Genomic DNA, 12567 nt, shown 5'->3' on the forward strand with positions numbered 1-12567 from the left:
TGGGCGATGTTGTCGCGAATGTGCTGGCAGCTCTTGTGGAAGCCCTCGAGCTCATACTCGGAAAGGTCGAGCGTGTAGACCTCCTCGACGCCCTCGGCACCGATCACACACGGCAGGGAAGTAAAGATGCCCTCCTCGCCATACTGGCCGGTCATAAGCGTGGAGGCGGAAAGCACGGCGTGCTCGTTGTGAAGCACAGCGGCGCAGACGCGCGCGGCGGAGTTGGCGACGGCGTACTCGGTGCACTGCTTGCCCTGGTAGGTCACATAGCCGCCCTTGCGTGCAAGCTCCTCGACCTCCATGTGGTCGAAGGCGTACTTGTCGGGGTTCTCGGCCTGAAGCTCGTTAAGGCTCTTGCCGGCGATGGTCGCGGCCTTAAAGGCTGCAAGCTGGCTAAAGCCGTGCTCGCCGATCATATAGGCGTCGATGGACTTGGGGCTCACGCCGACCTTCTTGGAGATCTCGGTGCGCAGGCGGGCGGAGTCCAGGCCGCAGCCCGAGCCGATGATCTTCTTGGGATCGTAGCCGGTCAGGTGCCACAGCTCGGTGCACACGACGTCGCAGGGGTTGGAGATGCTCACGAAGATGCCGTCAAAGCCGGCGTCGACGATGCGCTTGGCAAAGGAGCGGGCGGCGTCGGTGGTAAAGAACAGCTCGCCGTCGCGGTTGCCGGCGGCCAGCGCGACCTTGCCGGCGGCGTTGACGATGACGTCGCAGCAGGCAAGCTCCTCGTAGTGGTCGTAGCAGTTGACGATCTTGGTGTTGTACGGGACAAACGAAAGGGAGTCGCGCAGGTCCTGGACCTCGGACGTCACCTTGGCCTGGTTGATATCGCACAGGTACAGCTCATCGGCAATGCCCTGCATGAGCAGACTGTTGGCAACATGTGCTCCTACGTGGCCCTGGCCGACCACACCGATCTTACGCGTCTGGTACATATATGTATCCTTTCGGCCGAGTTTTTCGCGTCGAACCATTGTAGCGTCCTGCTGCCACTTTGCTAGGCTAAAGCGCCATAGATTTTTGGGCATGCCTTAATCTCTACTTTTGGAGTGATTTGGGCCGCTGACGGCATCGCCGGGCGATGTACTCGCGCGGATGGGGCCGGTCGTTGTACCATAACTGCAACTGACTCGTAAGGAGCATTCATGCCCATTCGCATCCCCGACGCCCTCCCTGCCGCCGCGCAGCTCGAGAGCGAGAACATCTTTGTCATGACCGAGTACCGCGCGCTGCACCAGGACATCCGTCCGCTGCGCGTGCTCATCCTCAACCTCATGCCCACCAAAATCGCTACCGAGACGCAGATCATGCGCAAGCTCTCCAACACGCCGCTGCAGGTGGAGGTGGACCTGCTGCGCACGAAAACGCACGAGGCCACGCACGTGAGCGCCGGCCACCTGGAGACGTTCTACCGCACGTTCGACGACATCCGCGACATCCACTACGACGGCCTGATCATCACGGGCGCGCCGGTGGAGCAAATGCCGTTCGAGGAGGTCGACTACTGGCCCGAGCTCTGCCAGATCATGGATTGGTCCACCACGCACGTGCACTCTACGCTGCACATTTGTTGGGGCGCGCAGGCCGGCCTGTACCATCATTACGGCATCCAGAAGTACGACCTGCCGGCAAAGGCGAGCGGCGTGTTCGAGCATTATCTGGTGAAGCCGCAAAGCCCGCTGGTCCGCGGCTTTGACGACCGCTTCTATGCCGTACATTCGCGCAACACCGACGTGCGCCGCGAGGACGTGGAGGCCGAGCCGCAGCTTGAGGTCGTGGCCGTGTCCGACGAGGTGGGCCTGTACATCGTCAAGTCGACCGACAGCCGTCGCTTCTTTGTCTTTGGTCACCCCGAGTACGATACCGACACGCTGCGCCTGGAGTACGAGCGCGACGTGAAGCGCGGCCTCAACCCTCAGGTGCCGGCGCATTACTTCCCGGGCGACGACCCCTCCGCCGATCCGCGCAACGTCTGGCGCAGCCAAGCTCAGCTGTTCTACACCAACTGGCTCAACTACTACGTCTACCAGACCACGCCCTACGACCTGGCCCGCGCCGGCGAGGAGCACTAGGCTGTGGCCGTGGCTGTGCTCGCGGCGTGACGAGCGTGGATTATCGGACGGACGAGCGTGGATTTTCGGACATTTACAAATCGAGCGCGGATAATCTCCCATTTTTGGCCGAGGAACGGGCTCAAAGTGGGAGATTATCCACGCTCATTTTTTAGGTATGTAGATGCCGATGGCTCGGCTAAGAGACGGTGCGTGAAGAGGCCAAGTCGCATTCGGCGTAGTCTCGTATCTTGACGGGTTTTTCTTTCTGATAATCCAATGGACCAAGGCATCTAAATGTGGAGACAGGGACCTCTCGACAACCGCCCTACCTGCAGATATAAGCCATCAACCCAAAACGTCCAAAACCGTCAAGCATTTGGTCGGTGCCTGGATAGCATTTGGTCAGACTTCGCATGAAACCGTCTGGTACGTTTGCGCCGTTCCAAGATCTGGGAGGCGACATGGGAAACATGACGGCGAATCAAAGACTTGCAGGTCACATTAAGGCATGCGAACAGCAGATGAGCTGCGTGTACGCGCGAACGGCGGCGGAGGCAAAGCAGATTGAGCGGCGGGTGGCGGCGGGAAGTCTAGAGGCGGTCATGCCGGTGCTGTATGCGCGTCCGGAATACTGGTCCGAGCTCAAGTTTCGGCAGCGTTATCTGCATCGAGTGCGGGCCCTTGCGCAAAAGCACCCCGACTGGACATTTTGCTCCTATACGGCGGCTGTTATCTATGGTCTTTCGGTTTCGCATGCCAATTTGACGCACATCCATATCGCCGTGGCACCGGCACAATCAACGACGCTGGGCTCTCAGGTCGTTCGCCATCGTTATGTTCGTCAAACACGGGCCACCCAGATGGACATTGCCGTGACCGATATCGATCAAACGATTACGGATTGCCTGGTCGATGCATCGTTTGTCGAGGGCTTGATCATTGCGGACTCGGCGCTCCATGAGCAGCTGTTGTCGAAGGAACATCTCGTTGAGACGGTCGACAAGCTTGGCCTGAATCGACGCGGTGTTGTGACGGCGCGAAGTGTTGCACGGTGTGCCGACGGCCTGTCGGAAAGCGGTGGCGAGTCCAAGGCGCGCGCCCTGATGATTGAGCGCGGCTGGCAGACGCCGGAGCTGCAAATTGAGCTGTTCGACCCGGTTGAGCCGGGACGGCCGTATCGCGTCGACTACTTGTGGCGCGTGGGAGATCGGCTGATCATCGGGGAATTTGACGGATTCGTTAAAAGCGAGAAGGCGGCGGAGGAAGGCAAGCTCGCAAAGGCGCAGTTTGATGAGCGCCAGCGCGAGTCGAGGCTTTCGCTGCTTGATAACTGCAAGATCGTGCGCTTGTGCTGGGATGATTTGAGGGACCCGTCAAAGCTCGATCGCAAACTCAAAGTTGCCGGCGTGCCGCGTGCGTGTTGAGGCGGTTGCAGGACGTTGAGCCGCACGAGCGTGGAAATCCGGACACACGAGCGTGGATAATCTCCCACTTTTGGCTCGTAAGGGGGCTCAAAGTGGGAGATTTTCCACGCTCATCTTGCGGGTGCGATACAGCGGCGATCAGGCGCTGATGATGTGGGGCAGCGGCAGGTCGTGGGCGTCGGTGGGAATGTGGTCGACACGCTGCTCGTCAAAGGCGATGCCGATGATTTGACATGCGGGCGAGAGCGTGGGCAGGTAGCGATCATAGCAGCCGCCGCCGTAGCCCAGGCGCGCGCCGGCGCGGTCGAAGGCTACGAGCGGCACGACGACCATGTCGAGAGCTTCGGCAGGCACGATAGGGAAGCGGTCGCTGTCGATGTCCACGGCCGCGAAGGTCCGCGTGGGGTGGGCGATAAACGGAGCCGAGGACGCATCGCCGGCGGCAACTGCCCGCATGCACATGCGCTGGCCACAAGCCATGGCGTCTGTTGCCGAGAGCATGCATGGATAGGCCACGCGCCAGCCGCGTTTGGCGGCAGCTACAGCAAACGCGGCTGGGTCGACTTCGGAACCCATCGCGGCGTAGACGGCAACGGTGTGCGGCGCCGCGGCACCCAAGCGATCCAACAGCTCGACAAGTCGCGCACAGATAGCGGCGGACTTTGCCGCCCGCACATCCAAATCAAGAGCATCGCGCCGAGCAATCATCGCCCGTCGCAACTCAGCCTTGTCCATCCCAGTCTCCTCTAGCAAACCTGCCAAAAAGGGATAGGTTTATTTTGGCAGGTTTTATCTGGGCAAACGCGATATGGGCAGTAAAGCCACCGCAAATATGCCTGTGAACTGCGCCCTTTGTGGTTGTTTGGGCCTATGCGTTAATGCTATAACGCCGCAGCGATTGCTTTAGTCACAAACTTATTGAGTGACTCACCCTTCTTTGCCGCTGCCAGCGCCGCTTGCTTGTGGAGCTCAGAGCCCGTTCTTACGTTGAACGAGCCCTTAAAAGCCCGCTCGGGTTTCTTGCCTTTCTCGGCGCAAAACTCAAGGTAATCGTCGACGGCGTCGTGGAAGCATTGCTCCACTTCTTCAGTTGTGGAGCCTTCAAATACGATTGCGTCCCTAATGCCGGTGACCATACCTGTTAGCACATGCTGTTCGGCATCGAACTCGACTGGGGCGAAATAACCCTTGTATGCCAAAACGTTACTCATGACTACCTCCGACATCTTGCAGAAATCGAACGATGTTTCGAATGGTCCCCGCCGTCAATTCGTCAGATGGATGTGGCGCGTGCATTACGAACATCCTGCCATCTGATGGCCTGTAGAAGCGAATGCGCGATCCGGATGTCTTGCCTTTGTTGTCCATTTCAAAGCCATATGAAGCCATGACTTTTAAAAAATCGGTATACCGATACGTCGAAGGGCAGCTAAGCAGTTGGGCGATGAGTTTATCGGTCCGAGTCATCCCACCTCACATTCTGCAACTATATCTTAGTTGCAATTTAAGTCCGATGCAAGCACCCCTACTATAGAACATGTGTACGTATAGAACAAGTGTTTGAACCAACGCAAAGGCACCTGCCCCTTCGTGGGGGTTTTGCTGGTGGGGCGGGTGTCTGCGGCGGTTTGTCTCGATCTGTAACAGTAACTCGGCAAAAATGGGCCTAGCTGTTACAGATTGAGACAAAGGGGCGGCGCCATTCGGAAACGTCTCGATCTGTAACATCTGGAGCCGATATTGCTGCCTAGATGTTACAGATTTAGACAAACTGGTGGGACGGGGTGAGCTGCCCCACCCAAGCAGCGGCAAAAGAAAAAGGTAGATTTTCAGGCATGTCCCAAAAATCTACCTTTGTTGTGGTTAGCCCAGCAGGTCGACGACGTTAAAGCCAGCGTTGCTCTTGGCGATGACGTCGCGGCCGCCAAAGACACAGGTGGGCGACGCGGCTGCGATGCGCGTCACGTCGGCGCCGAGCGAGCGCAGCTCACCGGGCGTTGCCGCGAGCATCTGGGCGCGACGCTCCTCGCGCGCGTGCGGATCGAGCCCGGCCAGGTAGGTCGTGTTGCGGCGCTTGGTGAGCGCATAGGGCTTCACCGGCGCATCCATGCCGCTCACGCAGCTCACGATAAAGCCCTCGAAGGCGGCCTCGTCGGGCTCAAAGCTGCCGAGCCATGCGCCCGCGCGTTCCACGCGCTCAATCGAAGGATCGACCGCCGGGTCGCGGTAGGTGTAGAACGCCGCCTGGCGCTCGCCGGCAGCGCGGAATCCGCAGCCGTACGCGCCGCCCTTCACGCGGATCTCGTTCCACAGGTAGTCGTAGGAGAGCGCGTTGGCGGCAACCGCCCAGGCGCCCGTCACGTCGATGCCCAGGCGACGCGGGTCGGACGCGCTTGCCGCAAAGCAGATATCGCTGGGGATGACGAAAGCCTCGTGGCGGTCGCGCGGCGTCGGCACCACGAGAGCGTCGCGGCCGGCATCGGCACCATCGCCCGCACCCAGCCCCAGGTCGCCCGCGGCATCCCAGTATGCGTCAAAGTCCTCGTTGCTGCCGGTAAAGCTCGCCATGCAGCCATCGGCCACAAAGATGCGCTCCGCCAGCTCGGCAAGCTTGGTACGCAGCCCGTCCACGCGCTCGTCAAAGTGGTCGAGCAGATCGCGCAGGAACAGATAGAAGTCCACGCCCGAAAGCTGCTCGCGCACCACGGCCGAAGGCGAGCTGTAGCTCATCGCGCGACCGAGCGCCGCCGAGTGACCGTTGTTGATAAAGCCCTGCTCAAGCCCAATGCGAATCTGCGTGAGAACGTCGCGCACGCGGTCGGCGTCGGCATCGAGCAAAAGCGTGCTCGACCATACCTCGCGCGGCAGACTCGCCAGTGCATCGATCTTCTCGGACAGGGCGCCGGCGCTCACCAGCAGGTAGGGGCGCACGCCGTCTACTTCGGGCTGCGTCATGACTTCGGTCGTAAAGCTCAAAAAGCCGAGCTTGCCGGCGAGCAAGTTATCGAGTTCCTCGGCCGAGTGCTCGCGCGTGGGCAGCTGCTTAAGCAGGCGGCAGAGCAGTGTCACATAGGGCAGGTCCTCAAACGCGACGCAGCTCAGGTCGAAATACTGCATGGCGTAGGCCAGGCGGTTGGTGGGGATGCCGTGGCGCAGGCAGGGGATGGGCGCGGTCGTGTCCACGACCAGCGGCGGCTCGGGGCGCGCCTCGCCAATGTCGGACACGCGCAGGCGCGGCAGCGTGGCCTTGGCCTCGGGTGTGTCTTCCGCCTCCTGCGCGGCACGCAGCGCGGCCGTGCGCTCGACCACGTCGGTCAGCTCGGCATCGGTCATGGCATCGCGCTTGGCTGCCAGCTCGGCGGCCTCGGCACCCTCCGAACCCTCGGCGGCGTCCACCGGCACCAGCTCGACCAGTGCCATGTGGTCGTTTTCCAGCACCAGCTCGCGCAGCAGGTCCTCAAAATAGCTGCCGTCCAGCTCGCTACGCAGCTCCTCGTACACCGGGCCGTACTTGAGCGCCAGCGTCGCGGCGTCGTCATCGTAGAGCCAGGTGCTCAGCGCGTCGCACGCAATGGCCACGCCGTCGGCGATGCCATAGTCACGCTGGCGCAGGTCGTACTCGTTGCTGCTGATGATGGCTTCCAGACGCTCGCGCGGAACTCCGTGCTCGCACAGGTCGCGGCAGGCGTCCTGGAACACGCGACGCAGCTCGCGCGCCACACCGGGCTGTGCGTTTTGCAGCATGATGAGCTCGTAGGGCTGCAGGCTCTCGGCCGCGGTGTAGCTCACCACGTTGCCGCCCAGGCCGGCGGCCAGAATGGCCTTCTTAACCGGCGCTTCGTTGGAGCCCAGCAGCGCCTCGAACAGGATATCCGCCGCGATCGTGCGCTTGCGGTCGAGCGCGCTGCCCAGCACAAGGCCCAGGCCCACCAGGGCGTTCTCGGGTGTGGTGGCCATCTCGATGCGCTTGTACTCGCAGGTCACGGGCGCCTGCGCGTCCAACGGATTGGGCGCCAGCGTGGACGGGTCCTCGCCGGCGGCAACGGCAGCGTCCATGCGGCGGCTCGCGGCACTCGGCTGCGACAGATAGCGCTCGTCCAAAAAGGCCAGTGCGCGGTCCACGTCCAGGTCGCCGTAGAGCGTGATGTAGGAGTTGGAGGGATTGTAGTGTCGCGCGTGCGTGTCCAGGAACTGCTCGTAGGTGAGCGCGGGAATCGCGCGCGGGTCGCCGCCGCTCTCGTGCGCATAGGCGGTGTCGGGATAGAGCGCGGCGTTGACGGCATCGTCCAGCACGCTCATGGGATCGGACAGCGCGCCCTTCATCTCGTTGAACACCACGCCGTTATAACGCAGCGTGCCCTCGTGCAGGCTCGCGGCGCTGCTGTCGCCGTCGCCCTCCGGCAGGTCCAGTTCGTAGTGCCAGCCCTCCTGCTCAAAAATGGTGGGCTTGGTATAGATGGCCGGGTTGAACACCGCGTCCAGGTACACGTCCATCAGGTTGTACAGATCCTGCTCGTTGGTGGTGGCAACGGGGTAGATGGTCTTGTCGGGGTAGGTCATGGCGTTGAGGAACGTCTGCATGGAGCTCTTGATCAGGTCGACAAACGGCTCCTTGACGGGAAACTTGGCCGATCCGCACAGCACCGAGTGCTCAAGAATATGGAACACGCCGGTGGAATCGGCCGGCGGCGTCTTAAAGCCAATGGCAAAGGCCTTGTTTTCGTCGTCGCACGCCAGGTACAGCAGACGAGCGCCCGAGGCAGTGTGTCGCAGCACGTAAGCGTCCGAGTCGAGCTCGGGCACGGTCTCGCGGCGCTCGACGGCAAAGCCGTGGCAGGTAGTGCCGGGCACCAGCAGTGCAGCGGCTGCGGCGCGCGGGTCGGTTGAGGTGGTGGGCATATGCAGTCTCCTTTGACGCCCCAGCGGGGGCGAATCGAGTCGAATCCTCGAGAGTATACCCATATGGGGCCGCGACCCTGCGGCGAACTGGAGACGATGCCAGCGGATTGGGCGAAGGGCTCGCGTGCCCGCCGCACGAGCGTGGAAAATTGGACACTCGCCAAACGAGAGTGGATATTCGGACGGACGAGCGAGGATTTCCGGATACCTATCGAACGAGAGTGGATATTTGGACGGAATTTGCCGCAAAAGCCCCAAAAACCGTCCAAATATCCACTCTCGATATCCGACCGTCCGAAAATCCTCGCTCGTCCATCACTCGCGTATCTCTCGTCCCTCATTCGTCTCTAATATGAGAGATGACAGGAAGATGAGAGAAAAATATGAGAGATAACTGAGCAGCAAAGAGACAGGCAATCATGGTATTGTCTCAATACCAATTGTTCTACCAGCAAAAATATGTATAAATGAAGCAAATGGTAGACATTCCATCTCTCATCTATCTCTCTATCTCTAAGCCGAGAGATAGAGAGATAGATGAGAGATAATTTCGAGAGATAACTGAGAGACGAGGGAAATCTATCCGCGGCATTCTCCGCAGGACCGAGCGAAAGGACGTGCAGATGAACGAAAACGAGCTGACCGGTCTGCTCGAGTCTTTAAGGCGTATGGGCTCGGATGATCTTAACGTCGAAGTGAAGGAGAGCGCCACGACGCTTTCCCGCGATGTGTGGGAAACGGTGAGCGCATTCGCGAACACTGCCGGCGGAATCATCGTGCTCGGAGTGAGTGAGCGCGCAGGTTTTGTCCCGGTTGAGAACTTCGAGACCGAGAAAGTGCTCAACCAATTTGTGTCAGGCATGGGTGATGCGGGCGGTCGAGGAAAGCTGGCCAATCCGCCTAAATACACGATCGAGCGAGTGGAGCTTCAGGACGTCATCGTTCTCGTCATTACGATTGAGGAGCTCGATCCGTCGAGCAAGCCCTGCTATGTCATAGAGCGGGGCGCCCAGGGCGGCAGCTACAAGCGCATCGATGACAAAGATGTGCCGCTTTCATCGACCGAGGTGCTCGCATTGGCGTCATACGGTCGAGCGACTCCGAGCGATCGGGACGCGGTGGCGGGTGCGGGCGCGGACAATCTCGACGAGACGCTGGTCGACCGTACGATAGATCGGGCTTTCTCGTTGACGCCCCGGGCAATGCGCGGCGCGCCGGACAAACAAACGAAGCTGGAGCGCCTAAATATCCTTGATTCCCAGGGCAATGTCACCAAGGCTGGACTCCTAGTTGTGGGCACCTACCCTCAGCAGTTCTATCCCGAGCTCTTCATTGACGTGGCTGTCCATGCGGGAACTCAGAAGGGCATGGCGGGGTCGCTGAGGTTCATGGACCGCACAATCTGTGAGGGAACGTTGGGCGAGATGATCTCGGATGCCGTCGCAGCCGTCGCCAAGAATTTGCGGCGAACCTCGACCGTCCAAGGCGTCTCGCGTGTCGACTCGCTTGAGATTCCCGAGGAGGTTCTGCGCGAGGCAATCGCCAACGCCGTAATCCATCGAGAATACGGGGATCGGTTCTGTGGACAATCGATTGCCGTCGACGTCTTTGATGATCGTGTCGAGGTGACAAATCCTGGCGGCCTTTACGGGGGAAAGACTCGCGAGAACTTGTTTGACGGCAGCTCCCGATGCCGTAACGCGACGCTTGTGAAGCTCATGTCGATTGTCCCGCTGCCGGATGGCGCAGGTTCGCCGGCTGAGGGCAATGGCTCGGGCATCCCGATGATGATCGATGCCATGCGCGCGCATGGTCTGGCCGGGCCCCTGTTCTGCCCGGGATTCGATCGGTTCAAGGTCGTACTTTACCGTTCAAAGATCGAGCCGGTCGATCATGGCGGGGGCTTAATTGTGACGGCACTCAAACACTACGGCGAGCTGGGGACGCGCGAGCTGGCAGAGCACACAGGGCTCACAATTTCCCAGGTTAGGTCGCGCGTCAACGCGCTCATTGCTCAAGGCGAGCTTGAGCCCACGGCGCCGGCGACGAGCCGCAACCGCAAGTATCGACTGTCGGAGCGCGTGGGATAGATGCGTTAGTGGACGAGGCGACCCAATAATCGACCCTCGATTGGCGTCCATTAAGGTAAAGCGGTTGTTGCCCAGTCGACGGTGATGCTAAAGACTCGGCTTACGCCGGCATGGCCCCGAACCCGTCTATCAGGAACAGCCTAAGAACCAGCTTGATGACATTTCCCGGTTTGACTTCTGCCGCGTCAAAGACGTGGCGCTCGGCGAGCTCGCTGCAGTATGCATAGATGTCGCGGATAAGGTCCGCGCCCGAGAGCGTAAACATGTAGCCTGCGTCCGAAAGCGCATTGGGCGCGGCGGGCAATTTGGTCATGCGACAAAAGGTCAACAGGTCGGGCGCCATAGCGTCCTGGTAGCCAAGATGGCTGCCGTCTTCTTGTGCGACGAGTTCCAGCTGGCGTACTCGATTCAGCGCCGCTGCCAGCACAAAGCTCGGTGTGGGAGCATTGACGTCCTCCGTGCTCGCCACGAGTCTGCCCGCCGCCTGCGTGACAAGCCAAGCGACCTCGCGCTGGCAACGCACGGCCTTGCGCGTAACCGGCTTGATGGACGAAGAAGAAACGCTTCCCTTAGGCGGATTCGAAACAGCCACAAGAACCTCCCATGAACGACCCGGCCCAACAAGCCCGGATGAAACACGTGCTACATCAGTATACAGGGAAGTGGGATGAAAAAAACGGAGTCGACAGCGTGAACTGTCGGCTCCGGATTGCTTGCCTTAGAGGCCGTACACTTCGACCATAGCTTCGCCAATGCGATGGGGCACGCCGGTGACGAGTGCGTTGCCCATGCAGAAGGCTCGATGGCCGTCGGTCATGCCCGTATCGGTCCAGCCTTTCGGGAATCCCTGAAGCTGATCGAGCTCGTCGGGAACAAGACGGCGGAAACGGCCATCGGGACATTCGATGACGTGCTTGAAGCGGCTCGCTCCTGTGCCGCCTTCTCCTGTGAGGATGGTGCGGCTCGGCTTGTCGGTGGCATCCGGGAAGCTCATGGCTCCCTCGGAATACGTGTACGTAAAGCCTGTCTTTTTGTTAGTGCGCTCTTCGCGCTTGCTGCCCTTAAGGTAGCGCCAGTCGGGAAGCTTTTCGTCGGAGATGTAGAACTGCTCCGGGACATCAGCTTCGTCGACAAGCACGTCGCCAAGCACGTGGCGCTTACCGTGATAGTCTTCGGCAAAGTCGCAGGTCAGAACATGACAGCCCTGCATGACGCCAGCATTCTTGAATTGAGAGGTCTTTTGGCCGACGCCAAAACGAGTTGAGTTCTCGTAGGGGTCGGGTAAAACGTCGAGCTCGGACATCTCGTCGGGATAGATGGCGGGGAAGGCTTTAGCCATGACGCCGTTGTGCATGCGATCAACGAGATCAACCTTGCCAGCGTCCTTTTCGCAGAAGATATAAACACGCTTGCGACGCTGGGGGAAACCGTATTCGGCAGAGTTGACCACGCGCCATTCGACCGTGTAGTCGAGGTCGGCAAGACAGCTTAGGATGATGGCGAAGTCGCGACCGCGTTGAGACGCGGGCGACTTGAGCAGGCGGTCGACGTTCTCAAAGAGACCGAACTTGGGCTTCTTCATTTCGAGGAAGTGATAGATGTCCCACCAGAGGACACCCTTCTTTCCTTCGATGCCGTGTGCCTGATTGAGCGGACGCGCGACAGAGTAGTCTTGACAGGGGAAACCGCCAACGACCATTTGGACATTGGGGATTTCGATTTCGCCCGCTTCGGCTTGTTCCAAGACCCTATTAATGTCTTCGTTGACAACGGAATCATCGCCGAAGCGATCCATGTAGCAACGGGCCGCGAACTGACGCGCTTTGGTTCCGGGCGGTTCCCACTGATTTGCCCAAATGGTGCGGAAGGGGCCGGCTGGTTTCATATAAAACTCGGGATGTCGAGGGTCGGCATAGCCTTCGAGACCTAAACGAAATCCACCGACGCCCGCAAAAAGCTCGGCAATATTAATCTCAGACACGTTTCTCCAATCGCTGCTGTGTCCGTTTATGGTGCTCACAACAATAGCCGATCGAGGGGACAAGATCAAGACCTCAATTTTCTGGGCGTTAGTAGTTGCTCTGAACTACTATGGGG

Annotated in this window: 10 protein-coding genes; 3 read left to right on the forward strand and 7 right to left on the reverse strand. The window is 59.9% G+C overall.

The window, feature by feature from the left end; genetic code table 11:
* The coding region (locus tag DXC52_RS07245) for an L-lactate dehydrogenase (RefSeq protein ID WP_147330607.1) at positions 1 to 938 on the reverse strand (938 nt) is incomplete at its 3' end.
* 210 nt (positions 939 to 1148) lie between these two features.
* Between DXC52_RS07245 and metA the strand changes: the two genes are divergently transcribed.
* A complete protein-coding gene (metA, locus tag DXC52_RS07250) occupies positions 1149 to 2075 on the forward strand; it encodes a homoserine O-succinyltransferase (RefSeq protein ID WP_117746724.1) in 927 nt (308 codons plus the stop codon).
* A 443-nt stretch (positions 2076 to 2518) separates the two neighbouring features.
* The gene (locus DXC52_RS07255; RefSeq protein WP_147330608.1) at positions 2519 to 3481 is read left to right on the forward strand and encodes a hypothetical protein; all 963 of its coding nucleotides are present in this window, start codon (positions 2519 to 2521) and stop codon (positions 3479 to 3481) included.
* A gap of 138 nt (positions 3482 to 3619) precedes the next feature.
* On the opposite strand, the gene DXC52_RS07260 is transcribed toward DXC52_RS07255, so the two are convergent.
* The 4 genes from DXC52_RS07260 to DXC52_RS07275 all read right to left on the reverse strand — a co-directional run bounded on the left by DXC52_RS07260 (position 3620) and on the right by DXC52_RS07275 (position 8380).
* Positions 3620 to 4216, reverse strand: a complete 597-nt coding sequence (locus tag DXC52_RS07260) for a 5-formyltetrahydrofolate cyclo-ligase (protein WP_117746726.1) — start codon at positions 4214 to 4216, stop codon at positions 3620 to 3622.
* Between the two features lie 146 nt (positions 4217 to 4362).
* A complete protein-coding gene (locus DXC52_RS07265; protein ID WP_117746727.1) occupies positions 4363 to 4692 on the reverse strand; it encodes a type II toxin-antitoxin system HicB family antitoxin in 330 nt (109 codons plus the stop codon).
* Positions 4685 to 4948: a type II toxin-antitoxin system HicA family toxin gene (locus DXC52_RS10420; protein ID WP_117746728.1), complete on the reverse strand. Its 264-nt coding sequence runs from the start codon at positions 4946 to 4948 to the stop codon at positions 4685 to 4687. The genes DXC52_RS07265 and DXC52_RS10420 overlap by 8 nt, the downstream gene beginning before the upstream one ends.
* A gap of 396 nt (positions 4949 to 5344) precedes the next feature.
* Positions 5345 to 8380, reverse strand: a complete 3036-nt coding sequence (locus tag DXC52_RS07275; protein ID WP_117746729.1) for an insulinase family protein — start codon at positions 8378 to 8380, stop codon at positions 5345 to 5347.
* A gap of 623 nt (positions 8381 to 9003) precedes the next feature.
* On the opposite strand from DXC52_RS07275, the gene DXC52_RS07280 reads away from it, so the two are divergent.
* Entirely contained in the window at positions 9004 to 10470 is a 1467-nt protein-coding gene (locus tag DXC52_RS07280; protein ID WP_117746730.1) for an ATP-binding protein, read from the forward strand.
* Positions 10471 to 10570: 100 nt separating this feature from the next.
* Here the strand turns inward: DXC52_RS07280 and DXC52_RS07285 are convergent, their stop codons facing one another.
* Positions 10571 to 11062 (reverse strand): hypothetical protein, encoded by a 492-nt coding sequence (locus DXC52_RS07285; RefSeq protein ID WP_117746731.1) that lies wholly within the window; start codon positions 11060 to 11062, stop codon positions 10571 to 10573.
* Positions 11063 to 11188: 126 nt separating this feature from the next.
* The gene (dcm, locus tag DXC52_RS07290) at positions 11189 to 12451 is read right to left on the reverse strand and encodes a DNA (cytosine-5-)-methyltransferase (protein WP_117746732.1); all 1263 of its coding nucleotides are present in this window, start codon (positions 12449 to 12451) and stop codon (positions 11189 to 11191) included.
* Positions 12452 to 12567 lie beyond the last annotated feature (116 nt).

The sequence above is a fragment of the Collinsella sp. TF05-9AC genome, assembly GCF_003438495.1.
In the GTDB taxonomy this organism is placed as follows: Bacteria; Actinomycetota; Coriobacteriia; order Coriobacteriales; family Coriobacteriaceae; genus Collinsella.